Below are 24,596 nucleotides of genomic sequence, written 5' to 3'. Positions count from 1 at the left end.
GGGTGAGTTTTGGAAGAATACATCATTGACTTATGGAATCAGCATGCAGCGACTTGGGGGTATCTCATTTTATTCGGGTGGAGCATTTTAGAAGGCGAAATCGGGTTGATTTTAGCAGGGATTGCCAGCTATACCGGTCATATGCATTTAGGGTTAGCCATTTTAGTCGCAGGGATTGGGGGTTTTGTGGGGGATCAGATCTATTTTTACATCGGCCGCACCAATAAAGCTTACATCCAAAAAAAGCTAGAAAAACAACGCCGAAAACTCGCCTTAGCCCATTTATTGTTGCAAAAACACGGCTGGTTTATCATTTTTATCCAACGCTACATGTATGGCATGCGCACCATCATTCCCATTAGCATAGGCCTCACGCGTTATAGCGCTTTAAAATTCGCTATCATCAATCTCATTAGTGCGATGGTGTGGGCGAGCATTACCATTATTCTAGCGTGGTATTTAGGAGAAGAGTTATTGCATGCGTTAGAGTGGCTTAAAAAACACCCTTATGCGCTAATATTACTATTAGTATCTTTCTTGGCGTTGGTTCTATGGTATTTCCAATACTATAGCAAGAAAAACCGCTAGAGCGCAATACAATTCTTGAAAGATATGAAATTAAAAAAGGAGACTTTATGTTAAAAATCAAATTAGAAAAAACCACTTTTGAAAATGTAAAAGCTGAATGCGGTTTAGTTTTTATTGTCAATAAGGATTTTGATCATGCTTGGGTCAAAAATAAAAAATTGCTAGAAACCTTTAAATACGAAGGCGAAGGCATATTTTTAGACCAAGAAAATAAAATCCTGTATGTGGGCGTTAAAGAAGATGATGTGCATTTATTGAGAGAGAGTGCATGTTTAGCCGTTCGCACCCTTAAAAAACTCGCTTTTAAAAGCGTTAAAGTGGGCGTTTATACTTGCGGCGCGCATTCTAAAGATAACGCGCTTTTAGAAAATTTGAAAGCGTTGTTTTTGGGCTTGAAATTAGGCTTGTATGAATACGACACTTTTAAATCCAACAAAAAAGAAAGCGTTTTAAAAGAAGCCATTGTCGCTTTAGAATTGCACAAACCTTGCGAAAAAACTTGCGCGAATTCTTTAGAAAAGAGCGCTAAAGAAGCTTTAAAATACGCTGAAATCATGACAGAAAGCTTGAATATCGTTAGGGATCTAGTCAATACCCCCCCTATGATTGGCACCCCGGTTTATATGGCTGAAGTGGCGCAAAAAGTGGCTAAAGAAAACCATTTAGAAATCCATGTTCATGACGAAAAATTTTTAGAAGAAAAGAAAATGAACGCCTTTTTAGCGGTCAATAAAGCCTCTCTCGCTGTCAATCCCCCCCGCTTGATCCATTTAGTTTATAAACCTAAAAAAGCGAAGAAAAAAATCGCTTTAGTGGGCAAGGGCTTGACTTATGATTGCGGAGGTTTGAGCTTGAAACCGGCCGATTATATGGTTACCATGAAAGCGGATAAAGGCGGTGGCTCTGCGGTGATTGGGCTTTTAAACGCATTAGCTAAATTGGGCGTGGAAGCTGAAGTGCATGGCATTATTGGGGCCACAGAAAACATGATAGGCCCGGCTGCTTATAAACCAGATGATATTTTAATCTCTAAAGAAGGCAAAAGCATAGAAGTGCGTAATACCGACGCTGAAGGGCGTTTGGTCTTGGCGGATTGTTTGAGCTACGCTCAAGATTTAAGCCCTGATGTGATCGTGGATTTTGCGACCCTTACTGGGGCATGCGTTGTAGGCTTAGGCGAATTCACTTCAGCGATCATGGGGCATAATGAAGAATTGAAAAATCTCTTTGAAACTTCAGGGTTAGAATCCGGCGAATTGTTAGCTAAACTCCCCTTTAACCGCCATTTAAAGAAATTGATTGAATCTAAAATCGCTGATGTGTGTAATATTTCTTCTTCACGCTATGGCGGTGCGATCACAGCGGGCTTGTTTTTGAATGAATTTATTAGAGATGAGTTTAAAGATAAGTGGCTACACATTGACATTGCAGGCCCCGCTTATGTGGAAAAAGAATGGGATGTGAATAGCTTTGGAGCGAGTGGGGCTGGCGTGAGAGCTTGCACAGCTTTTGTGGAAGAGCTTTTGAAAAAGGCTTGAAATGGGCTTGTCTGTAGGCATTGTGGGTTTGCCTAATGTGGGCAAATCCAGCACCTTTAACGCGCTCACCAAAACCCAAAACGCCCAAAGCGCGAACTACCCTTTTTGCACCATTGAACCCAATAAAGCCATTGTGAATGTGCCTGACAGGCGGCTTGATGCGTTGGCTCAAATCGTAAAGCCTGAACGCATTTTGCATTCTGTGGTGGAATTTGTGGATATTGCCGGATTGATTAAGGGAGCGAGCAAGGGGGAGGGTTTAGGCAATCAGTTTTTAGCCAATATCAAGGAATGCGAAGTGATCTTGCAAGTGGTGCGCTGTTTTGAAGATGACAATATCGCACATGTGAACGATAAAATTGACCCCCTAAATGATATAGAAACTATTGAATTGGAGTTGATTTTAGCGGACATTGCCATTTTAGACAAAAGGATCGATCGCTTGCAAAAAGCCCTAAAAAGCTCAAAAGACGCTAAAAATCTTTTAGAATGCGCTTTGAGTTTAAAAACGCATTTAGAAGAATTAAAACCGGCGAAAACTTTCCCCTTAAACACGAGCGAGGCTTTTTTGGAGTTGGACAAGGAATTGCGTTTTTTATCCCATAAAAAAATGATCTATGTCGCTAATGTGGGCGAAGAAGATTTAAATATTCTCAACGAGCATGCCAAAAAAGTCAAAGACCATGCGAAAGAGCAAAATAGCGAGTTTGTCGCCTTGTGCGCTAAATTGGAAGAAGAAATGGTTTCTATGAGTGGAGATGAAGTCAAAGAATTTTTGCAAAGTTTGGGCGTAGAAGAAAGCGGGCTAGAAAAGACCATTCGTTTGAGTTTTAAGGAATTAGGCTTGATCAATTATTTTACCGCTGGAGTCAAGGAAGTGCGTTCATGGACGATTAAAAAAGGCTCTAGCGCGCCTGTGGCTGCTGGGGTGATCCATAAGGATTTTGAAAAAGGCTTCATTAGAGCTGAAACCATCAGTTATGATGACTTTATCGCTTATAAGGGCGAAGCCGGCGCGAAAGAAAAGGGGGCGTTACGCATTGAAGGTAAGGATTATATCGTTCAAGATGGCGATGTGTTGCATTTTCGCTTCAATGTCTAGTGTCTTTTCAAGAATTGACACCCAACAAGAAACTTTTTAAAAAAATCTATATAGAATTAAGCGATATTTGCGGGTTGCAGTGCGGTTTTTGCCCCAACCCTAAAAATATCAGAGGCGTGATGCCTTTAGAATTGTTTGAAAAAATTTGCAAAGAAGCGGCCCCCCTAACCCCAATCATCACCTTTCATGTCTTAGGCGATCCTTGCAAACTCAAAAATTTAAACCGCTATCTCAACGCCGCTAAACGCTTTTTTTTGAAAGTGGATCTGGTTACTAGCGGGGTGTATTTGCACGATTTTGAGACGCTATTACAAGATGCAATCTATCAAATTTCTATTTCTTTAGACGCAGGGCTAGACAATCATAACAAACTCAACCAGCACCGCTATATCCAAAAAATTTTAGAATTTTGCCGCTACAAATGTGAAAAAAATAGCGAAGTGTTTTTGAATTTACGCATTCAAGATAGCACTCTTGAAAAACACCAGAATTTGATCAAGCCTTTTTTAGAAAGCTTTGAATGCGTTTCTTTAGAGACTCTAAAATCGCAAGGCCGCGTTCGTTTGTTTAAAAAAAGTTTTTTGAATATCCAAAAGACCTTTAAATGGCCGAATTTGAACGCCCCAAACCCTTTAAACCAGGAATCAAAAATCCCCTATTGCTATGGGCTTATTAAACAAATCGCTATTTTATCTAATGGCGTTGTCGTGCCGTGCTGCATGGACACGCAAGCTCATATCAACCTTGGCGATTTAAACCATACGCCCCTAAAAGATGTCTTAAACAGCCAAAAAGCTATGGCTATCAAAACCCATTTTTTAAAGGGCGAAGCGTTAGAACTTTTATGCAAAAACTGCTCTTATCCTTTGATCCGCTATAAAAAATGAAACCACTCCCTTAAGGCTAAGTTTTACTTATCCCTTGAAAAGGCTGTTATTTTTAGCGCGTTTTGTAATCCTATTAATAGTTCGTTAGTCATTGGTTTCATAGTCGTGGTGGTGTTTAATGCGCTTTGGGCAATAAATAGCGAAGCTTTTTGCTCTTTAGCATTCTTATCTTTTACATTTGGATTGGCGCGTTAGAATGATCAAGATTTTAAGGGTTGAAAGACAAATGGCTCTTTCGCTTTTGTCGTGGTTAGTGGGTCGCAAGCGACTAACTCCCCTAAAAAACCCACTGAATAGCTTGTCAAAAAACAAATGTTTCAAAAGCTCCACCTTAACCATGTATAAGCCTTTTTTTATGCGTTAGGGTGTTTTAGCGCACTGAATGGATTTTATGGTAGGATTAGCAAAAGAGTTTAAAGAGTTAAGGTCTTTTTCTTTTGTAATAGCTTTGCGGGGTCGGAAAATGCGTGGGCTTCTCTTTGTGTGATTCAAAACACTAATTGATCTTTTTCTGCGCTTTTTAGTTATTCAACATTCTTTGCATTAGATTTATATTATAATTTCAAAGCAAGCCCACTCCATTGGCTTAATTTTTAAGCGTTCTTGCCGGCGGAATGAAAGAGTGGATAATGTCCGCACTTTTTACATGATTTTCATTGTCATTATTTTGCGTGATTGGCATGTAAACGCATGCGTTATTTTTATTCAACATTCGCATGCTTTTTGCTCCTTTTGAATAAAGTAATTTTCATACAATCGCAGTAGCGCGATAAAAAACGCCGTGATAGTAGGCCCTACAATAATCCCCCAAAAACCAAATTGAGAAATCCCAGCAATCATAGAAAAGAAAATCAATATTTCATTGATTTTAAGGGTGGTTTTAAAGATTCTTTTTTTGATAAAAACGATTAAAATTGGCTTGATCACGCTATCAATCAACACACCAATTAGCAAAATGGAATACAAAACGATAAAAATAGCCTCATTCACATGCCCATGATAAAGCTCATAAATCGCTATAGGGATCCAAATCAAAGCCCCCCCAACAGCCGGCACTAAAGACGCCAAGCCGTATAAAATCCCTAAAGACCAGCCGTCATGCCCAAACCATATTATCATCGTCCCAAACGCCACGCCCTCTAAAATAACCGTGATGAGAGAAGTTAAAAGCACGATGCGTAAAATCCCAGCCACTTCTTCAAAAATCTTTTTACTTTGATTCATTTCAAGAGGCAAGACCCCTAAAAAATAACGATAAAATTTCTCCCCATAGTAAAAAAAGAAAAACAATAACCCCAAGATAAATAAAGCGTCTGTAACGAGTTTCAAGCTGTATTTCCCAATATAACTGCTCACTTTCAACAAATAGCCTGTGATTGAAGCGGCGCTAAAATTTTCTAAAAACTTGCTAACCCCATCATGAATAGCAGGAAAATGCGATAGATTTTCGGTGATTGTCCCTTTAAGCCATTTGATTAAGGCTGAAAGTTTTTCAAAATTGATTTCAAAAATGACATTAGAACCCTTATAAACAATAAAATACAACGGCACGATCACAACGCTCGCTAAAACCAAAACGCATAAAAACGAACTGATAACATTAGAAAAGCGTTTATTCAAAAAAACTTTCACTTGAAAAAGCCCCACACACAAAAGCCCAGCGATCAGCGCGTCCATTAAAAAATCTTGATACAAATAAAGCATCCAATAAAAACCAATCAAAAAAAGAATCCAAAAGAAATACTGAGCTTTCATGCAATTATCCCCATTAAACTGAACCAAAAATTATCAAATGTTAGCTAAAAAACGCTCTTTTAAGGATAAAAAACCTCTTTTAACTTATAATTAAAATCAAAAAGGCTTGTATAGATGGTGTTTTACAAATATTCAGGGAGCGGGAATGATTTTTTAATCGCTCAAAGTTTCAAAAAAAAAGATTTTTCCAATTTAGCCAAACAGGTGTGCCATAGGCATGAGGGTTTTGGGGCTGATGGGCTTGTAGTCGTCTTACCGAGTAAGGATTATGACTACGAATGGGATTTTTACAATTCAGACGGCTCTAAAGCGGGCATGTGCGGGAATGCGAGCCGTTGCGTGGGGTTATTTGCCTACCAGCATAATATAGCCCCTAAAGAGCATGTTTTTTTAGCCGGAAAAAGAGAGATTTCTATTCGCATAGAAGAGCCCAACATCGTAGAGAGCAATCTCGGTAACTATCAAATCCTAGACACCATACCCAATTTAAGATGCAAAAAATTTTTTACTAATAACAGCGTTTTAGAAAATATCCCTATGTTCTATCTCATCAATACAGGAGTACCGCATTTAGTGGGGTTTGTGAAAAATAAAGAGTGGTTAAATTCCCTTAACACGCTGGAATTAAGGGCTTTAAGGCATGAATTTAACGCTAATATTAACATCGCTTTTATAGAAAATGAAGAGACGATTTTTTTACAAACTTATGAAAGAGGGGTTGAAGATTTCACGCTGGCTTGCGGGACAGGCATGGCAGCGGTTTTTATCGCCGCGCGCCTTTTTTATAACACCCCTAAAAAAGCCACTCTCATCCCTAAAAGCAACGAATTTTTAGAGCTTTCTTTAAAAAATGATGAAATTTTTTATAAAGGAGTCGCGCGTTATATCGGCATGAGCGTTTTAGGCATGGGTGTTTTTGATCATCATTTCTTATAATGGTAATCAAAATGATTTTGTCGTAATTAAACATAATGCGCTATCATTCCTAGGCTGTTTTTAGCAATATAAAAAATATCCTAAAGGAATAAAACCATGCAAGCGTTAAAATCATTGCTTGAAGTGATCACAAAACTCCAGAATCTAGGCGGCTATTTGATGCATATAGCTATTTTCATCATTTTTATTTGGATTGGAGGGCTTAAGTTTGTGCCTTACGAGGCTGAAGGGATCGCCCCTTTTGTGGCCAACTCCCCTTTCTTTTCTTTCATGTATAAATTTGAAAAACCCGCATACAAACAACACAAAATGTCTGAATCCCAATCCATGCAAGAAGAAATGCAAGATGACCCTAAAATCGTTGAAAACAAAGAATGGCATAAAGAAAACCACACTTATTTAGTGGCTGAAGGTTTAGGGATTACGATCATGATCCTAGGCATTTTGGTGCTTTTGGGGCTTTGGATGCCTTTAATGGGCGTGATTGGTGGCTTGCTTGTCGCTGGAATGACGATTACCACCCTATCTTTTTTATTCACAACGCCAGAAGTGTTTGTCAATCAGCATTTCCCATGGCTTTCTGGGGCTGGAAGGCTAGTGGTTAAAGACTTGGCGTTATTTGCTGGAGGCTTGTTTGTGGCCGGATTTGATGCGAAACGCTATTTGGAAGGGAAAGGGTTTTGCTTGATGGATCGCTCATCGGTAGGGATTAAAACTAAATGCTCTAGTGGGTGTTGCTCTTAAAGAGCCAATACCTTAAAGTAGGCTTAAAGCCTACTAGAAGAATCACAATTGATAGAAGAATCTTGGTTAGTGCCTTTTTTGTAAATGATCGTTTTTAAAATGTGGCGTTTGACAAAAGAATTGACGCTTTCTACCTCTTCGTCAGCCAAGCGTCTCAAAACATCATGTTCTTCTTTAGAGAGATAAAAAGTCACTGAAAAATTGCGTTTCAACTCATCTACAGCGACACGCTTACGACCGGGTTTTATATTTTTATTTCCTAATTCCATTAAAATTTCCTTTTTTAGTTAGTATGTTGTAACATCATAGTGGCTATTCTAACATGAAATAAACGCCATTTTATATTAAATCTAAAGAAAAATATTTTTAGATGTGCTAGAATACCCATTGGTTACAAGATAAGCTTTTTTATCAAAAAAATGATGACATAGGGGTAACAAGTGGCAATAAACACCTTTTTAAAACGTTCTTCTCTAGTCTGTTTGCTAGCCGTTAATTCGCATGCTTTTGATTGGAATATTTTTAAATACAATCTGGGTTTCAATATGTTCATCATGGACCATGAAGGCTCAACGCCTTATTGGGTCAATACTAACACCAATCTTAAAACCCGTTTGACTCCAAATTTTGGGATCCAATTTTATACAAGAGGTGTGGAGCAAAGCCTGACTGTGGGGGCGTATTTCTTTCAAAACTTCCATAATTACAGCACTAATTTTCCCTATCGTTGGGGGCCTACGATGTATTATAAGGCTAGGGGAAAGCGTTTTACTTTTTATGGTGGCATCTTTCCTAGAAAAAACCTCTTAGGGAGGTATGGTTTGAATATTTTTGCCCCTTATTATTGGTTTATAGATCCCAACGCTAGGGGATTTTTATTACAATTTCAAAACCATTATTCGCCTTCAAAACCCTATTATGGGCATGCGGAATTCATGCTAGATTGGTTTGGAGGCAATTGTTATAACACTTGTAAATTCGGGAGAAACCCTTATGGGAATGCGATGGATAGGTTTCAAATGAACGGCTCTGTCGCTTATAATTTCTTTAAGGATTTATTGGGTATTGGAGGGTATTTTGTCTTATTCCATAACGAAGACAAATACCTTTTGAATGGGGCTGATGGCATGCAATTTAATGAAAAAAAAGCGATTGACAATAATAATATTTATCTTATGGATCGCCTTTATTTTAACGCTTACATAGGGACAAGCCTTTTAGACATCGCCCCCTTTATGGAAAAGCTCAATGCCAGTTTTGGCATGGTTTCTGAATCAAGCCGATTGAGGCAAATCCACAAAAATGTGCCTTTTATCAATAGCGTGGGGGGACAATTTGATGTGGAGATTCAATACAAAGGCTTTGGAATACACAATTTATTTTATTTCGCTAAAACCCCAGAAATGCCTTTTTACAACCAATACCAATATGTTGAAATGTATTGCACGCCTTCTTACTGCCCCACGCCCATTTATCGTGGCGTGCCATTCTTTCAAGCCAATTTATACAATCGTTTTGATTTTTATTACAATTGGAAAAACGACTTTGCGTCCGTTCGAATCAATTTCGTGCTTAATGCGATGCGTGGAGGCTTTGATAGGAGCTTGCCTTGGTCAGAATCCTACCAAGTGTATATGACGGTCGCCTTTGATCCTTATAACCTTATTAACAAAATCGCTAGAAAAAAGTGAAAATTCTTGACAATCGGTTAATCTGTCTTATATAATATTATTTCGTTTGTAGCCATTGTTAAGCAATGATTTTAAGCTATGGAAAAGAGGTGATAGCAGTATGCCAGGGATTAAGGTTAGAGAAGGCGATGCGTTTGATGAAGCTTACAGGAGATTCAAAAAGCAAACCGATCGCAATTTGGTGGTAACAGAATGCCGTGCTAGAAGGTTCTTTGAGTCTAAAACTGAAAAACGCAAAAAACAAAAAATCAGCGCTAAAAAGAAGGTCTTAAAGCGTCTTTACATGTTAAGGCGTTACGAATCAAGACTATAAGAACTTGAACAAATTTAAAATTTAAGGATTATTGAATAATGCAATTCACAGGGAAAAATGTTCTCATTACTGGAGCTTCTAAAGGCATTGGGGCCGAAATCGCCAAGACTCTCGCTTCTATGGGGCTGAAAGTTTGGATCAATTACCGCAGTAATGCTGAAGTGGCTGACGCTTTGAAAAATGAGCTTGAAGAAAAAGGCTATAAAGCGGCTGTCATTAAATTTGATGCGACTTCTGAAAGCGATTTTGTTGAAGCGATACAAACCATTGTTCAAAGCGATGGAGGTTTGTCTTATTTGGTGAATAACGCTGGTGTGGTGCGCGATAAATTAGCGATCAAAATGAAGACAGAAGATTTTCACCATGTTATAGACAATAATCTCACTTCAGCTTTTATAGGTTGCAGAGAGGCTTTAAAGGTGATGAGTAAGAGTCGTTTTGGGAGCGTGGTCAATGTCGCTTCTATCATTGGTGAAAGAGGCAATATGGGGCAGACAAACTACTCAGCGAGTAAGGGGGGGATGATTGCGATGAGCAAGTCCTTTGCTTATGAGGGAGCTTTAAGGAATATTCGTTTCAACTCTGTAACGCCAGGCTTTATAGAAACCGACATGAACGCTAATTTGAAAGACGAACTCAAAGCGGATTATGTTAAAAACATTCCTTTAAACAGGCTAGGGTCTGCTAAGGAAGTGGCGCAAGCGGTAGCGTTTCTTTTGAGTGATCACTCTAGTTATATCACTGGAGAGACTCTCAAGGTCAATGGCGGACTTTATATGTAGTCCTAAACATTCTTTTAGCGATAAAAGTTTGTAAGTAGCAAAAATCATGCTACCATTATAGGGTTATTCTAAAACAAAGAGGTTATTGTCAAATGGGGATTATTTACTTAATATTGTTTCTCATTGTAATTTATTTGTTGTATAGGATTTTAGATGTTTTGGAGCAAAAATAAACGCTCCAATGGTGATTGGATTTAATTTTTACAAAACAAGGGAGTTTTAATCATGGCTTTATTTGAAGATATTCAGGCAGTTATTGCTGAGCAGTTGAATGTGGATGCGGCGCAAGTTACCCCAGAGGCGGAATTTGTGAAGGATTTGGGTGCGGACTCTTTAGATGTCGTGGAATTGATCATGGCGTTAGAAGAAAAGTTTAACATTGAAATTCCTGATGAGCAAGCGGAAAAAATCGTCAATGTGGGCGATGTGGTGAAGTATATTGAGGACAATAAACTAGCTTAATCTTTTTAACTTGGAGCGGTTTGTCTCCAGGTTTTAGTCAAAAATTTAGCTTTAGCTAAAATCTAGTTTTATTGAATGAAAGTTTTAAAATGAGGAGCTATTGGTGCGTCGGATTGTAGTAACTGGAATGGGAATGATCAATTCGCTAGGTTTAAATAAAGAAGATTCTTTTTTAGCGATCGCTAAAGGGGAATGCGGTATCAAAAACATAGAAAGTTTTGATGCGAATGCGTTTCCTGTGCGTATCGCTGGAGAAATCACTGACTTTGACCCTACAGAGGTGATGAATCCCAAAGATGTTAAAAAGGCGGGTCGTTTCATTCAATTAGCCTTGAAAGCCACAAGAGAGGCGATGAAAGATAGTGGGATTTTAGACGCTCACAATAGATGCCCCGAAGAATTGGCAAATCGCATGGGTGTAAGCTCTGGCTCTGGGATTGGCGGGTTAGGCAATATTGAAGCGAATTCCATTTTTTGTTTTGAAAAAGGCCCTAGAAAAGTCAATCCCTTTTTCATCACTTCTGCGTTAGTGAACATGATTGGAGGTTTCACTTCCATTGAGTTTGGCATTAAAGGGCCTAATCTCTCTAGCGTAACGGCTTGTGCAGCAGGCACTCATGCGATTATTGAAGCCGTTAAAACCATTTTGCTCAATGGGGCTGACAGAATGCTAGTCGTGGGAGCAGAATCCACCATTTGTCCTGTAGGGATTGGAGGGTTTGCGAGCATTAAAGCCCTTTCTACAAGGAATGATGAGCCTAAAAAAGCTTCAAGACCTTTTGATAAGGATCGCAATGGCTTTGTGATGGGCGAAGGCGCTGGGGCTTTAGTGCTTGAAGAATACGAGAGCGCGAAAAAAAGAGGGGCTAAAATTTATGCAGAATTTGCCGGGTATGGCGAGAGCGGCGATGCTAACCATATCACAGCCCCAGCCCCTGAGGGTAAAGGGGCTTTTAGAGCCATGAAAATGGCTTTAGAAATGGCGAAAGTGGAAGTAGGCTATGTGAACGCTCATGGGACAAGCACGCATTATAACGATTGGTATGAAAGCATTGCGTTAAAAAATGTGTTTGGCTCTAAAGAAAAAGTCCCTCCCGTTAGCTCCACTAAAGGGCAGATTGGGCATTGCTTGGGTGCTGCGGGTGCGTTAGAAGCCGTTATTTCTATCATGGCCATGAATCAAGGGATCTTACCTCCTACCATCAATCAAGAAACGCCTGACCCAGAATGCGATTTGGATTATATTCCTAATGCAGCCAGAGAAAAGCAAGTGGATGCGGTGATGAGTAACTCATTTGGTTTTGGTGGCACTAATGGTGTTGTGATTTTCAAAAAAGCCTAGTTTTAATTTAGGATTTTGTGAATGGCGATCTATTTAGATTTTGAAAATCATATTAAAGAGATTCAAAATGAAATTGAATTAGCTCTCATTAGAGGCGATGAGGACGCTAAAGAAATCTTAGAAAAAAGATTGGATAAAGAAGTTAAAACCATTTACTCCAATCTCACTGATTTTCAAAAACTCCAGTTAGCAAGACACCCTGACAGACCCTACGCTATGGATTACATTGATCTCATCTTAAAAGATAAGTATGAAGTCTTTGGGGATAGGCATTATAACGATGATAAAGCGATCGTGTGCTTTATAGGGAAAATTGATAATGTCCCGGTTGTGGTGATCGGAGAAGAAAAAGGCAGAGGGACTAAAAACAAGCTTTTAAGAAATTTCGGCATGCCTAACCCTTGTGGCTATCGTAAGGCTTTGAAAATGGCAAAGTTTGCTGAAAAATTTAATTTGCCTATTTTAATGCTTGTGGATACAGCCGGGGCGTATCCGGGGATTGGCGCAGAAGAAAGAGGACAAAGTGAAGCGATCGCTAAAAACCTCCAAGAGTTCGCTTCCTTAAAAGTCCCTACTATTTCTGTCATTATCGGTGAAGGGGGCAGTGGTGGTGCGTTGGCGATTGCGGTGGCTGACAAGTTGGCTATGATGGAATATTCCATTTTTAGCGTTATATCCCCAGAAGGTTGCGCGGCGATTCTTTGGGATGACCCTAGCAAGACTGAAGTGGCTATTAAAGCGATGAAAATCACGCCTAGAGATTTAAAGGAGGCGGGGCTTATTGATGATATTATCTTAGAGCCTAGCAAAGGGGCTCATAGAGACAAATTTTCAGCCGCCAATACGATCAAAGAGTATTTTTTAGACGCTCTAAGGACTATCCAACAAGACCCTCATTTCCTTGACAACCGCTATCAAAAATTGATGTCGCTTGGCTCGTTTGTGGAGGGCATGAATTAGATCTATAAAAACTTTGCCTTAATAAAATATTGATAACTGGTTCTTTAAAACTTTTAAAATTTTGTTTTTAAACTTTATTTTAAACTCATTCTCTTAAGGAAATAAGGGGCGTTTTGAAATAATTGCCCCCTACAACTAAAATCCCCTAAAGACCGCTTTAAAAAATACCGCTTGATAAAATCAAGCTCTCTATTATCCAATCTTAAAAAATGCAATACTTTTTAGATTTGATAACCAACGCTCAATGAGGACAAAGCCAAATTTTTCACTACTTGCTATCATTTTAGAAAAAAGCGGGTATTTTACATAGTTTGTAAAAAATATAAAAAACATCATTGTGTTACCAATCTGCTATCTCTCTCCTTTTGTTTGAATATAAAAAGACAATCATCATGCTCAACATATTGAATGAAAGCATTCTTATTTTACAATACAAAAGTTAGGTCTAATGGTATTTTAAAAAAGAAAGAAATCCCATGTTTATACATGAAAAAATCAAAAGCCGCTTTTCTAGGAATTGGTCTTTAAGGAATAGGGGCAGGCATTTTGCATCTTCAAGCGTGTATTTTTTCTCGCTTCTTGTCATTACAGCAGTTAATAGAAGTAGCGCAGTTGCTTGGTTATTGATGCCTGAACATTTGATTGGGTGGTTTTTGATTTCTTTTAGTGGGGAATTTGTAGCAGACATGGCGTTTGGCAAAAAAAGTAAGATCTTTAAAACCCGCTTTGGAATTTCTATTGTGAGCGGCGTTTCACTATTGCTTGGCGCTTTACCAGCGCATTTATTTTTTGTATGGTTTGGCTTTATTAATTGGTGGGCTGTCTTTTTTATAGAAGCAGGAGCTGATCTATTGGTGGGCTGTGTGATACAAAAGATTTTTTTTGGTAAATATTGGGTGGATCGCTATTATTAAGGCTCTCTTTTTTCAAATCTAAAAGCGTATTTTCTCATATTCCAATCAATTAAATAAGGGTTACCCCTACTTAAGGCATCGCATCAAAAACCACGCTAATCCCATTTTTTAAAATGATAGGGTTTTTTGCGTCAGTGATATGGATAAAACGCACGCCATTGAGCAAGTTAAGAGCGATTTCTTGTTGTCTGTTTTCTTTAGCAATGATTTGAATGATCTTTAAGTTTTCATCATAAAAAATGATTTTGGGTTGCCATAAAGGGTTATTGGAGCTTATTTTTAAATACGCGTTTTGATTCACGCTCAGCCAATATTTCCCGCTCGCTTCCTTAAACTCCACAGGATCGCTACTCAAAACTAAGGCTCTCGCGTTAGGGAGCTTGATCTTTTGTAAGGCAAAGTCGTATTCCCACTCTTTTAAAGACACCCGTCTAATATCCATAAAATCAAAACCATGCCTTTTCATCGTCTCTATCAAAATGTTAGGGTCTAAAACGTATTCCGTTTTAAGCTCGTATGAAAAAACATTCTCGCCTGAAGAACTTTGCATTTTAATAGGCAAAACATACGAATACCCCATCATGTTCAAAGAATTGTTGATGCTTTTGGCAAACTCTAGGGGATTGCTTGAAGCCTTGAAAGTGATTTTTAACACGCTTGGTTTGTCAAAATTAAACGATAAAAGCCCGTTTTCTTTGAGAGTGTTAAGCAATTTTAAGGAATCCAAACGCCCCATTTCATAGAAATCCTTACGATTTTTAAACAAACGCTCTAAAAAAAGCTTGTTCATGTGGTAGGATCGCTCCCCCATTAAATTCTCAATCTTATCGTTTAAAGCATCAGCGTTTAAAAGCATTCCCCCAACAATAAAAGCTAAAAAAAGCTTGTTCATTGCTGGAGCACTTTGTATTGGGCCTCATTGATGAGCGTTAAGCCTTTATTTGGATCGTATAAAAACCGCCTAGTTTTGCTGTCGTTATAATCTTGTTCTTGATGGTTGTTTTTAAGAATAAGATGCCCATGCCCAAAGCGTAACAACAAGCGGTGGTTTTTAGCCTCTAAAGGATAACTTTTTTTAAAAACCTTTTGAAAAGAGTTTTTCTTCTCATCTAAGTCAATCACTTCTACCCAAATATCTCGTTTAGGGATAATGTAAATGGTATTAGGATTTTCTTTGATCGCTTCTTTGCCTTGCTTGTCTTGTTCTTTTGGTTTTTCTTCTAATTTAGGCGTTGGCTCTAACTTTTTTTCTTCTGTAGGACTAACTTCATTGAAAGAACTATTTTTAGTGCCGGATTTAATAGCGCTTTCTTGCTCTCTTTCTTCTTTTAAAGAAGAGCTGTTTTGAATGATAACGACCACTAAAATAATGACAACCACCCCTAAAACGATAACAAAGGGTTTCCATTTGGAAGACTTTTTGGATAATGAAGTATTGGCTTGATTGATGCTGTAATCCAATTCAACCTTAAGGAGTTTTTTTGCTGTTTCTTCAGGGCTTGTTTCTTGTTTTTGCTCTTCTCCCACGCCCTCTTTAAAAACACACACTTTGTCAAATTCTTTCACCCATGCGCTCAAATCAATTTTATACTCGCGTTCTAAAATCTGTATAAAGCCCCTAGCATGCACCCTTGATAAAGATTCATAGCGTTTTTCCAAGATAGAATGGATATTTTTAGAAGCGATTTTAGTCGCCTTGCAAATTTCTGTCGCTCCAACTTCTTTTAAAATCTGCAAATTTTTATCTAAATTTTTAAGCGATAATTCTTCTAATGCCGCGCCAGAAATATCTTTAGAAATGTTTTGAACATCAGAAAGATCTAAATTTTCTAAACTTTTTTTATTCTGTTCCATTCAATTGACCACCTAGTTGATTTTATCCATTAAGATCCCTGCTGCCACGCTCACATTGAGCGAATCAAAATCCCTTCGCATCTTTACACTCAATATAGCATCCATTTTAGCAAGGATTTTTTTAGACAACCCCTCATGTTCGCTCCCCAAAAAAAGAGCGCATTTTTTTAAGGACAGATTTTCTGCTTGGCTAGAGCCTTGCATGCTCGCGCCCAAACATAAAAACCCGCTCGTTTTCAATTCATTGATCAAATCCAGCGTGTTAGGCATAACGCTAAAAGGCAGATCATACATAAGCCCCAAGCTGGATCGCACAATCCCCTCATAAGCAAACTCTCTAGCAAAATCTAAAATAACGCCATCCATTCCCAAACAATACGCGCTCCTAAAAATACCCCCAATATTCCCCACATCCGTAATGCCACAAAGCACCAAAAGTTTTTGAGCTTTTTTAATTTCTTTTAAAGAAGCCGCTAAAGGCAGTTCCACTTTAGCTAAAACCCCTTGATGATTCCCCCCTTTAGCCAAGCTTTGCGCTTTTTTATTATCCACTTTGATGATATTTGGGCATGCTTTTTTGAGCGCGAAAAAAAGCTTTTTGTCTATTTCTTTGGAAAGATAGATTTCTTGCAACTTTTCATGATGGGAGTTTAGAAGGTGCGTAATCACCTGCTTGCCATAAACCACTGCTTGCATGCTAAACCCCTTTCTAATCGCATTGTTTTTTTTCTTCTAACAAACGCTGGCAATAAAGCTCTTTAGCGTTTTTTTGCGTCATAGCGGCTTCCATTTTAGCCTTGATTTTAGGAGGCAAATCCAACTCCAATAACGCCGATAGCCCCATGCTAGGCTCTATTTTTTTCTCATTCAAAAGCACTAAAACCCACTCCCCTTGGATATTACTCTTTTGTAATTGCGTCATGATTTGAGAAATTTCTCCCAAATAATACTGCTGGTGGAGTTTGGTAAGCTCCTTAGCCGCAAACAAATGCATGCCTTGAGCCAGATCGTTTAAATCCCTTAAAGTCTCTAACAATCGGTGCGGGCTTTCATAAAAAACCACCGGGGTTTTTTCCTCCAAATACGCTAAAGCGTTTAAAATTTTAATAATCCTCAAACGCCTTTCCTTACTTTTATGGGGTAAAAAGCCAGCATAAAAAAACCGCCCTTCTAAAAACCCGCTCGCGCAAAACGCCGTAGTGAGCGCATTAGCCCCGGGCAAAACATCGTATTGGATATTGTGTTTTAAAGCGTAAGCGGCTAAACTCATGCCCGGATCACTCAAGCTTGGCATGCCCGCATCGCTCATCACAGCGATTTCTTTGTCAAAAAAAGAAGGCTCTATTTGGTTTAAAAATTCCTGGTCATTGTGCGAATGGAAAGCGATAAACTCCCTTTTTTTAGCCGCAATATTAGGGAAAGAATGGCTAATAATAGGGTTTTTCGCAAGCAAGTGCAACAGCCTCTTGCTCACCCTTGTATCCTCGCACAAAAAAACCTCGCAACGCTCTAAAACTTCTAAAGTGCGTAGCGTGATGTCAGCGAGATTACCTATTGGGGTGGGCAAAAAATACAACACAAAAAGCCACGCTTTTTAAAAAGTTACTTCAAATTGTAGCGTTGCTTGAATTTCTCTACTCTCCCTGCAGTGTCAGCGATTTTATCGCTACCGGTATAGAAAGGGTGGCAAAAGCTAGAAATATCAATACGCATTTCAGGTTTGGTGCTTAAAACTTCAATTTCCTTTCCGCTCGTTACGCAAGTAACTTTGCATGGGATATATTCGGGGTGAATGCCTTTTTTCATCAAGTATCCTTTATTTTTAAATTTAAACTTAAAATTATAGCATAAGTAACAATAAATTAAAACCACTCTAAAGTTAAAATAAAATTTGACTTTGTTAAAAAAATTATGATAACATAACAAAGCATTACGAAATTCAACGCTTGTGGCATGCGCCACTTATTAGCATCTTTTGATTACACTAATTCTTTAAGAATGCTTTAGCTTTTTGTACTTTTATCTTAATTGAAACAACTAGAAACCTCTTTTTAATTAAAAGGAAATTTAATGAACGAAAACGCGCCTACGCACAAAAGTTCGCACAAGGTCAAAACCCACACGCCAGTGAGCGGTTATCACATTGAAGATTTACGCACCTACCCTACTGAAAAGCTTTTAGAAATCGCTAACAAGCTCAAAGTGGAAAACCCCCAAGAATTCAAACGACAAGACTTGATGTTTGAAATTTTAAAAACCCAAGTCACGCAAGGCGGATACATTCTTTTTACCGGGATTTTAGAAATCATGCCTGATGGCTATGGCTTTTTAAGAGGGTTTGACGGGAGTTTTTCAGACGGGCATAACGACACTTATGTCAGCCCTTCTCAAATTAGGCGTTTTGCTTTAAGGAATGGCGATATTGTTACCGGTCAAGTGCGATCCCCCAAAGACCAGGAAAAATACTACGCCCTTTTAAAAGTGGAGGCTATCAATTACTCGCCTTCAGATGAGATTAGAAACCGCCCTTTGTTTGACAATCTAACCCCCCTATTCCCTGATGAACAGATCAAATTAGAATACGAATCCACTAAAGTTACCGGTAGGATGCTGGATTTATTCAGCCCTGTGGGGAAAGGCCAAAGGGCTTTGATCGTTGCGCCGCCAAGGACTGGGAAAACGGAGCTGATGAAAGAGCTCGCCCAAGGCATCACTTCTAACCACCCTGAAGTGGAGCTGATCATCCTTTTAGTGGATGAGCGCCCTGAAGAAGTTACGGATATGCAGCGAAGCGTTAAGGGTCAAGTTTTTAGCTCCACTTTTGATTTGCCCGCAAATAACCACATAAGAATCGCTGAATTAGTCTTAGAAAGGGCTAAAAGGCGAGTGGAAATGGGTAAAGATGTGGTGGTTTTATTGGATTCTATCACCCGTTTAGCAAGGGCGTATAACGCCGTAACGCCCTCAAGCGGTAAGGTTTTAAGCGGGGGCGTGGATGCAAACGCCTTGCACAGGCCCAAGCGCTTTTTTGGGGCCGCAAGGAATATTGAAGAAGGCGGGAGCTTGACGATTATCGCTACGGCGTTGATTGAAACGGGATCTAGAATGGATGAGGTGATTTTTGAAGAATTTAAAGGCACCGGGAATAGCGAAATCGTTTTAGCGAGAAATATTGCGGACAGGCGCATTTACCCGGCCTTTGATATTTTAAAATCCGGCACACGAAAAGACAATATCTTGCTTGGCAAAGACCGCTTGACTAAAGTGTGGGTTTTAAGGAATGTGATGCAACAAATGGACGACATAGAAGCCTTAAGCTTTGTGTATTCTAAAATGCAACAAACTAAGGACAATGAAGAATTTTTAAAATTAATGAATGAAAAATAAAATCCCTCATTAAAATCCCATTAAATTAAAAATAGTGGCATGAAAATAGGCGTTTTTGATAGCGGTGTGGGAGGGTTTAGCGTTTTAAAAAGCCTTTTAAAAGCGCGATTGTTTGATGAGATCATCTACTATGGCGATAGCGCTAGAGTGCCTTATGGCACTAAAGACCCCACCACGATCAAGCAATTTGGCTTAGAGGCTTTGGATTTTTTCAAACCGCACCAGATTGAATTATTGATTGTGGCATGCAACACGGCGAGCGCTCTGGCTTTAGAAGAGATGCAAAAGCATTCCAAAATCCCTATTGTGGGCGTGATTGAGCCAAGCATTTTAGCGATCAAGCGGCAAGTGGAGAATAAAAACGCCCCTATTTTGGTGCTAGGGACAAAAGCGACGATTCAATCCAACGCTTATGATAACGCCCTGAAACAACAAGGCTATTTGAACGTTTCGCATTTAGCTACTTCTCTTTTTGTGCCTTTGATTGAAGAAAGTATTTTAGAGGGCGAATTGTTAGAAACTTGCATGCGTTATTATTTCGCTCCCTTAAAGATTTTACCTGAAGTGATCATTTTAGGTTGCACGCATTTTCCCTTAATCGCTCAAAAAATTGAGAGCTATTTTATGGGGCATTTTGCCCTTCCAACGCCCCCCCTACTCATCCATTCGGGCGATGCTATTGTGGAATATTTGCAGCAAAAATACGCCCTTAAAAACAATGCGTGCGCATTCCCTAAAGTGGAATTTCATGCGAGCGGCGATGTGATCTGGCTAGAAAAACAAGCTAAAGAATGGCTCAAATTGTAACGCTAATAAAATAACTCAATTCCAAAAAGGGGCTATAGCTCACATTATAGAGGGTATTGTGTTGATTATAAAAAGCGCTTTAGAGAGATCTATGAAAGCGTTTTGAAAAAGCGTTTGGAAAAGATTACCTATCTGCAGACTTGCAAAATAGCGCTAAAGATATTGTTCTTATCGCTTCGCAAATTCTCAAAGAAAGACTTTTTACCCACAAAAATGAGATTTTCTTTTGCCCTAGAAATAGCTACATTCAAGCGTTTAGAATCTAGCAAGAAAGAAAGATTACCACAAGTTTTCACGGTGGAATAAATGATAATATCTGCCTCCTCGCCTTGAAAGGCATCCACAGTGTCTATTTTGATCTCATCAAAATTCTTGAAGCCGCATTTTTCCACTTCTGATCGCAAGCGTCTTTTTTGGGCATCATAAGGTGTGATAATTCCTATGGTTTTTCTGATTTTTCTTTGGTTAAGAGCGCGATCGATTTGCTCTAAAAGCTCTATGATTTTTTGAACTTGATCTTTGTTATAGCTACTTGTTTTTTCTAGTTGATGCTCTCTTTATAACCCTTAATTAATTCCGCACTATAAAGCACGAACCCACTAGCACAATCAAATTTAATTTTAAGCAAAGGGTTAAGTCTTTTTGGGGTAGGAAATATCCATGCAGACTTTAAAGAACAAAGCCTTTCGTTAGTGTCTGTTGGGATATTTTAAGTTAAAAACCCCTTGTTTTTAGCAAGGGGTGGTTTTTGCGTTTTTGGTATTCCTTAATCCTTTAAGATTTTTGGAAACCACCTTTTGTATTAGCATTTTTGATTCCATGCTCCGCATTTTCTCTCGCCAAGGAGTAATATCCTGTAGAAAATGCATTGGCTAAAAATTGCGTAAAGCCAGACTTAACGTCTTTTACAGCATTGTTCAACTTGGTGGAAAACTTGAACGAATCAGAATAATCTTTCATATTCTTTTGGCTGAAGCCAATTTTATCATACTCTGACAAAGGAACGCTTCCCACATTATGCGCAACTATCTTATCATTCACGAGCTTGAGCCACTCAGGGTTTTTTTGCGTTAGCATGCCGGTCGCTTTTTCATTGATCGCTCCATTTTGGATATTGCTATTAATGCGTATGTGGCTGTTAGTAGCGTAATTGTCTAGTTTCGCCGACAAACTAGCAGGCACTTTTTTTGCACCTTCAGCCCATAGATTCATAGGATTGTTTTTTGTAGAATCTTTGAGATTGTCTATCGTTCGCTCTAGATTGCCAAAAAAACCTGCTTTAGCTTCTGATACCGCTTGACTGAGACTGTCAATTTTCTGAGTCAATTCTTGATTCCTTGAAAGCCCTGCCTTACTGAGATCATCAACTTTAGCGCTTCTTCTCAAAGGGAAAGAACCGCCGAGATCATCAATTGTAGCATAAATGGGTTCAGGGCTAACTGATCGCCCTACCTTACTGAGATCATCAACTTTATCATGCCTTTTCAAAGGGAATCCCGCTTGCCCTACACCACCGAAACCACTTGCTGCTTGATTGAGTTGGTCAATTTTTTTAGTTACCTTTTTAGCAACTTGAGCATAAATGGGTTCTTCAGGGCTAGCTACTTGTCCTGTTTTCTTTTTATTAACTTGAGCATAAATGGGTTCTCCGCTGTTTTTGAGACCATTGTTATTGTTATTGAAATTTTTAAATTTCTCATTCAATTCTTTCTTGATATCCGAAAAATTTTTGGCGAGAGCTGTGGCCTCTATTCCAGATAACCCATTACCGACTAGGGTTCCGTTTACACCATTCTTAACGGATTGGTATATTTCAGATTTTCCAACATTGAAACTTTCATTTTTTTGAGCTTGTTGAGCCAATTGCTCCTTTGAGAAATTTTTGAGATCGGCTAACGCTTGCTCTACCCCACTGAAATTGCCCGCTATTTTAGCCACTGATACCGCTTGATTGAGATTATCAACTTTATCCGTTATCTTTTGATTGATGATCACATCTTTAACGGAATTTTCAAGGTCGCTTTTTGCTTGCGTTACCTTGCTGAAATCCTTATTTTTGCTATTTTTGAATTCATTCAAAGCTGCATTAAGGTTTTCAACTTTTGAAATCCATTCTGGATTGACACCTAAATCTTTTACCGAGCCTTTAAGGGCTTTTAGCGTTTCTTCTGCCTTGCTGAAATCCTTATTTTTGCCATTTTTGAATTCATCAAAAGATTTACTAAAGTCTTTCAAATCCTTGTTGATTTTTTCAAGTTTATCAGACAATTCCCTTTTGATGCCTTTAAGATTTTGAGCGTAAGCGATTGCTCTTGCGTCTCTATTAGCCTCTTTATTGATCAACGCAAAAATCTCATCTTTTTGGCTGTTAGCTTGAGATTTTGCTTCCATTTTATTTTTGTTGCCGCTTTTGCTCTCCAAATTTTTCGCTACATCTTTCTCCAAATGCTCTCGTTTCTTTAGAGATTTTTCAAGATCTTTCTGAGCTCGTTTCACCTCGTCATAGTTGCCTGTGTTTTTAGCTTCAGCTACAGCTTTATTGAAGTTTAAAGCTTTTCCAACCAATTCTTTGTTGCTGCTCAAAAAATCTTTGACAAGCTTATTAGCTTCTTGTGGGGACAATCCTTTAGCGATTAGTTTATCCTCTAAATCCCGCCTTACGACACTGGTGATAGCGAGATTATTTAAATTAGGCAAATTAAAGACAGCTACCTTGCTAAAGCCTGCTTCTAAATGGGAAACGCCATTCGTAACACCTACACCCTTATTGGGATTCTTGGAGGCGTTGGTGTATTTGAAATTAGAATAATTAACAAACATCACGCCATCATGTTTTAGGTTACCTTGAAGAGTGACATTTTTCTCCCTATCTAAAGCTTTATCTGCTTTTTTCCCATAATCTTTGAGAGTGTAGCTCAAATCCCCCTTATTAAACTCAGTAATTAAAGCTGAATGTTTTGAGTCTTTTTTAGAAACAAAAGCAATACGATCATTCCCTAGGGCGTCTAAATAAGGCTTAGAGTCTTTTTGGAAATCCTTAATCTCATTTTGGAATTTTTCTTTCTCTTTCTCGCTCAAGTTGTCTAATTTAGCATTGTTTTGCGCAAGAAATTCCATGAAATCTATTTTGTTTAGGATCTCTTCTTGACTTAATGCTCGTTGTGAGCCTGTGAGTTGGTCTTCTTTGTAGAGATAAAAACTAGGGTTGTTAATCTCTTTCTCACCACCTGCTATGACTAAGCCACTGCCGTTTTTCATATGCACATTAATTATTGTAGCCACATTGTTACCTTGTTGGTCTTTATAACCAACGGTGGCGTTCCAATCGTGTCTGTCTCCAAAACCACCATTGCCCGCATACAATAATGAAACTTTTTCAGGTTCTATGCCATCATGACTCCCCATTAACACAGAAGACAGAGCGTTATTGTGAATCAATAATTGATTGAACTTGTAATTGGGATCCATGTCGGCGACGCCCTCAACATCTAACATTTCCATATCGCCAAGAGTGAATTTAGAAAAATTACCCCTTTCATCAAGCAAATCCCTAGCTTCAGGCGGTAAGCCTTGTATGTCGGTGGTGGTAGTGGCTATATCTGGTTGGACATGGGGAACTGGCTCTTGATTGAGCGTTTCTTTGACATCAGAAGATTGTTTTTTGCCAAATATAAATGATAAAAAAATATCCAACCAATCCCCACCAGTAGACCCTCCATTTTTTTCTGCTTCTTGCCTTTCTTTCAAGGATTCATCAAATATGCCCATGAACTTTTGATCCGTTCGGATTTGATTCCCTATAATGATTCCTGCAAAAGATTGTTTGGCAGATTTCAAAAACTCTGCTTTTTCTTTGTCATCAGGGATAGGGGGTTGTATGATATTTTCCATAAAATTTCGGATCGATCGGGTGTTGATTTTAGACGGATCGTTTTGATGGGACACCCAACTTGTGAAAATTCGGTAACGCTGATCCCCAAATTTCTGAAAGCTCTTTGTGGAAGATTCTACATCAATGAGATTGTCTTTGTTGATTAGATCATTGCTCTTATTGATAAAGTCTAAAAAATACTGATTCTTTTTGGTAGGATTTTTGATCGCTTTATTGGAGTATTCTTCCCTTAATTGCGAGATTCCCTCAAAAGCTTGCCTGTTATCCCTATCGTTCTTATCAACGATTGGTTTTTGATCAGGATCAAATGAAGCGACAGCGTTATCAACTTTAAGAAAAGCTACTTGAAGATTATTGATAAATTGCTGCGGATTAAAAGCCGCTTCGGTTTGTGGTTGTTGGTTAATGGTTTCGTTAGTCATTGTTTCTCCTTCTATGCCTAGTTTCATACCTATCGGTATGGTATCAAAGACTGCTAAAAAGCGCTACACACTTTGAGTAGTCAATTCATGTCTTTGAACATTATCACTATACCATAATATTTAGAATATTTGGTGCATTTTTTCATTAATATTGAAAAAAGTCCGATCGTTGCAAGCGTCTAAAGGCTAGGAACGATTCACATTTTTACCCACAATTAAC

Annotated in this window: 25 protein-coding genes and 1 pseudogene; 16 read left to right on the top strand and 10 right to left on the bottom strand. The window is 38.7% G+C overall.

Translation table 11 applies throughout. From position 1 onward, the window contains the following. Positions 1 to 9 precede the first annotated feature (9 nt). The 4 genes from CS889_RS03010 to CS889_RS02995 are packed head-to-tail and all read left to right on the top strand — an operon-like array spanning position 10 to position 4,115. The gene (locus CS889_RS03010) at positions 10 to 588 is read left to right on the top strand and encodes a DedA family protein (protein WP_000393402.1); all 579 of its coding nucleotides are present in this window, start codon (positions 10 to 12) and stop codon (positions 586 to 588) included. A gap of 47 nt (positions 589 to 635) precedes the next feature. Further along, positions 636 to 2,126 carry a leucyl aminopeptidase gene (locus CS889_RS03005; protein ID WP_089086798.1) on the top strand — a complete coding sequence of 497 codons (1,491 nt, stop codon included), beginning with the start codon at positions 636 to 638 and terminating at the stop codon, positions 2,124 to 2,126. A 1-nt stretch (position 2,127) separates the two neighbouring features. Further along, complete coding sequence (gene ychF, locus CS889_RS03000; protein ID WP_089086797.1) at positions 2,128 to 3,228, top strand: redox-regulated ATPase YchF; 1,101 nt, start codon at positions 2,128 to 2,130, stop codon at positions 3,226 to 3,228. A gap of 14 nt (positions 3,229 to 3,242) precedes the next feature. Then, positions 3,243 to 4,115, top strand: coding sequence for a radical SAM/SPASM domain-containing protein (locus CS889_RS02995; RefSeq protein ID WP_172825149.1), 873 nt, complete (start codon positions 3,243 to 3,245; stop codon positions 4,113 to 4,115). Between the two features lie 586 nt (positions 4,116 to 4,701). Here CS889_RS02995 and CS889_RS08615 read toward each other — a convergent pair. Continuing rightward, positions 4,702 to 4,833, bottom strand: coding sequence for a hypothetical protein (locus tag CS889_RS08615; protein ID WP_001889723.1), 132 nt, complete (start codon positions 4,831 to 4,833; stop codon positions 4,702 to 4,704). Then, positions 4,821 to 5,870 (bottom strand): AI-2E family transporter, encoded by a 1,050-nt coding sequence (locus CS889_RS02990; RefSeq protein ID WP_000647393.1) that lies wholly within the window; start codon positions 5,868 to 5,870, stop codon positions 4,821 to 4,823. Before CS889_RS02990 ends, CS889_RS08615 begins: the two co-directional genes overlap by 13 nt. 114 nt (positions 5,871 to 5,984) lie before the next feature. On the opposite strand from CS889_RS02990, the gene dapF reads away from it, so the two are divergent. Together dapF and CS889_RS02980 are read left to right on the top strand one after the other, a co-directional pair. Then, entirely contained in the window at positions 5,985 to 6,806 is an 822-nt protein-coding gene (dapF, locus tag CS889_RS02985) for a diaminopimelate epimerase (RefSeq protein WP_089086796.1), read from the top strand. Positions 6,807 to 6,902: 96 nt separating this feature from the next. Then, a complete protein-coding gene (locus CS889_RS02980; protein WP_001148287.1) occupies positions 6,903 to 7,550 on the top strand; it encodes a YkgB family protein in 648 nt (215 codons plus the stop codon). A 23-nt stretch (positions 7,551 to 7,573) separates the two neighbouring features. On the opposite strand, the gene CS889_RS02975 is transcribed toward CS889_RS02980, so the two are convergent. Beyond that, positions 7,574 to 7,819, bottom strand: a complete 246-nt coding sequence (locus CS889_RS02975; RefSeq protein WP_000418875.1) for a ribbon-helix-helix domain-containing protein — start codon at positions 7,817 to 7,819, stop codon at positions 7,574 to 7,576. A gap of 171 nt (positions 7,820 to 7,990) precedes the next feature. On the opposite strand from CS889_RS02975, the gene CS889_RS02970 reads away from it, so the two are divergent. The 7 genes from CS889_RS02970 to CS889_RS02940 all read left to right on the top strand — a co-directional run bounded on the left by CS889_RS02970 (position 7,991) and on the right by CS889_RS02940 (position 14,014). Further along, positions 7,991 to 9,241 (top strand): hypothetical protein, encoded by a 1,251-nt coding sequence (locus tag CS889_RS02970; RefSeq protein ID WP_000996981.1) that lies wholly within the window; start codon positions 7,991 to 7,993, stop codon positions 9,239 to 9,241. A 100-nt stretch (positions 9,242 to 9,341) separates the two neighbouring features. Next, positions 9,342 to 9,554 carry a 30S ribosomal protein S21 gene (gene rpsU / locus CS889_RS02965; protein WP_001117778.1) on the top strand — a complete coding sequence of 71 codons (213 nt, stop codon included), beginning with the start codon at positions 9,342 to 9,344 and terminating at the stop codon, positions 9,552 to 9,554. 38 nt (positions 9,555 to 9,592) lie between these two features. Further along, complete coding sequence (gene fabG / locus CS889_RS02960) at positions 9,593 to 10,336, top strand: 3-oxoacyl-ACP reductase FabG (protein WP_001160858.1); 744 nt, start codon at positions 9,593 to 9,595, stop codon at positions 10,334 to 10,336. A 225-nt stretch (positions 10,337 to 10,561) separates the two neighbouring features. Next, complete coding sequence (gene acpP / locus CS889_RS02955) at positions 10,562 to 10,798, top strand: acyl carrier protein (protein ID WP_001163095.1); 237 nt, start codon at positions 10,562 to 10,564, stop codon at positions 10,796 to 10,798. 103 nt (positions 10,799 to 10,901) lie between these two features. Further along, positions 10,902 to 12,140: a beta-ketoacyl-ACP synthase II gene (locus CS889_RS02950; RefSeq protein WP_089086795.1), complete on the top strand. Its 1,239-nt coding sequence runs from the start codon at positions 10,902 to 10,904 to the stop codon at positions 12,138 to 12,140. 21 nt (positions 12,141 to 12,161) lie between these two features. Further along, positions 12,162 to 13,100, top strand: coding sequence for an acetyl-CoA carboxylase carboxyl transferase subunit alpha (gene accA / locus CS889_RS02945; RefSeq protein WP_001029404.1), 939 nt, complete (start codon positions 12,162 to 12,164; stop codon positions 13,098 to 13,100). Positions 13,101 to 13,576: 476 nt separating this feature from the next. Beyond that, positions 13,577 to 14,014, top strand: coding sequence for a hypothetical protein (locus CS889_RS02940; RefSeq protein WP_089086794.1), 438 nt, complete (start codon positions 13,577 to 13,579; stop codon positions 14,012 to 14,014). Between the two features lie 70 nt (positions 14,015 to 14,084). On the opposite strand, the gene CS889_RS02935 is transcribed toward CS889_RS02940, so the two are convergent. From CS889_RS02935 to rpmE, 5 genes are read right to left on the bottom strand one after another with little or no spacing between them, the layout of a single operon-like run. Next, the gene (locus tag CS889_RS02935; RefSeq protein ID WP_089086793.1) at positions 14,085 to 14,906 is read right to left on the bottom strand and encodes a hypothetical protein; all 822 of its coding nucleotides are present in this window, start codon (positions 14,904 to 14,906) and stop codon (positions 14,085 to 14,087) included. Further along, complete coding sequence (locus tag CS889_RS02930) at positions 14,903 to 15,868, bottom strand: sialidase (RefSeq protein WP_089086792.1); 966 nt, start codon at positions 15,866 to 15,868, stop codon at positions 14,903 to 14,905. The genes CS889_RS02935 and CS889_RS02930 overlap by 4 nt, the downstream gene beginning before the upstream one ends. Positions 15,869 to 15,880: 12 nt before the next feature. Next, a complete protein-coding gene (rlmB, locus tag CS889_RS02925; protein ID WP_089086791.1) occupies positions 15,881 to 16,564 on the bottom strand; it encodes a 23S rRNA (guanosine(2251)-2'-O)-methyltransferase RlmB in 684 nt (227 codons plus the stop codon). Positions 16,565 to 16,577: 13 nt separating this feature from the next. Then, positions 16,578 to 17,447 (bottom strand): 16S rRNA (cytidine(1402)-2'-O)-methyltransferase, encoded by an 870-nt coding sequence (gene rsmI / locus CS889_RS02920; RefSeq protein ID WP_089086790.1) that lies wholly within the window; start codon positions 17,445 to 17,447, stop codon positions 16,578 to 16,580. A gap of 23 nt (positions 17,448 to 17,470) precedes the next feature. Then, positions 17,471 to 17,674 carry a 50S ribosomal protein L31 gene (gene rpmE / locus CS889_RS02915; RefSeq protein WP_000715278.1) on the bottom strand — a complete coding sequence of 68 codons (204 nt, stop codon included), beginning with the start codon at positions 17,672 to 17,674 and terminating at the stop codon, positions 17,471 to 17,473. A gap of 264 nt (positions 17,675 to 17,938) precedes the next feature. On the opposite strand from rpmE, the gene rho reads away from it, so the two are divergent. Beyond that, positions 17,939 to 19,255, top strand: coding sequence for a transcription termination factor Rho (gene rho, locus CS889_RS02910; protein WP_001004721.1), 1,317 nt, complete (start codon positions 17,939 to 17,941; stop codon positions 19,253 to 19,255). Positions 19,256 to 19,294: 39 nt separating this feature from the next. Continuing rightward, a complete protein-coding gene (gene murI / locus CS889_RS02905) occupies positions 19,295 to 20,062 on the top strand; it encodes a glutamate racemase (RefSeq protein WP_089086789.1) in 768 nt (255 codons plus the stop codon). 128 nt (positions 20,063 to 20,190) lie between these two features. Here the strand turns inward: murI and CS889_RS02900 are convergent, their stop codons facing one another. Further along, complete coding sequence (locus CS889_RS02900) at positions 20,191 to 20,544, bottom strand: C-terminal helicase domain-containing protein (protein ID WP_231899383.1); 354 nt, start codon at positions 20,542 to 20,544, stop codon at positions 20,191 to 20,193. A gap of 126 nt (positions 20,545 to 20,670) precedes the next feature. Here CS889_RS02900 and CS889_RS08730 point away from each other — a divergent pair. Then, a pseudogene (locus CS889_RS08730) lies at positions 20,671 to 20,775 on the top strand (RNA-guided endonuclease InsQ/TnpB family protein); the annotation flags it as partial. A gap of 61 nt (positions 20,776 to 20,836) precedes the next feature. On the opposite strand, the gene cagA reads toward CS889_RS08730, so the two are convergent. Further along, entirely contained in the window at positions 20,837 to 24,376 is a 3,540-nt protein-coding gene (gene cagA / locus CS889_RS02890) for a type IV secretion system oncogenic effector CagA (RefSeq protein ID WP_099169084.1), read from the bottom strand. Positions 24,377 to 24,596 lie beyond the last annotated feature (220 nt).

It is taken from the genome of Helicobacter pylori, from assembly GCF_900120335.1.
Classification (GTDB): domain Bacteria; phylum Campylobacterota; class Campylobacteria; order Campylobacterales; family Helicobacteraceae; genus Helicobacter; species Helicobacter pylori_BU.
The sequence above is the reverse complement of the archived record's forward strand: the minus strand, read 5'-3'. Positions and strand labels throughout refer to the sequence as shown.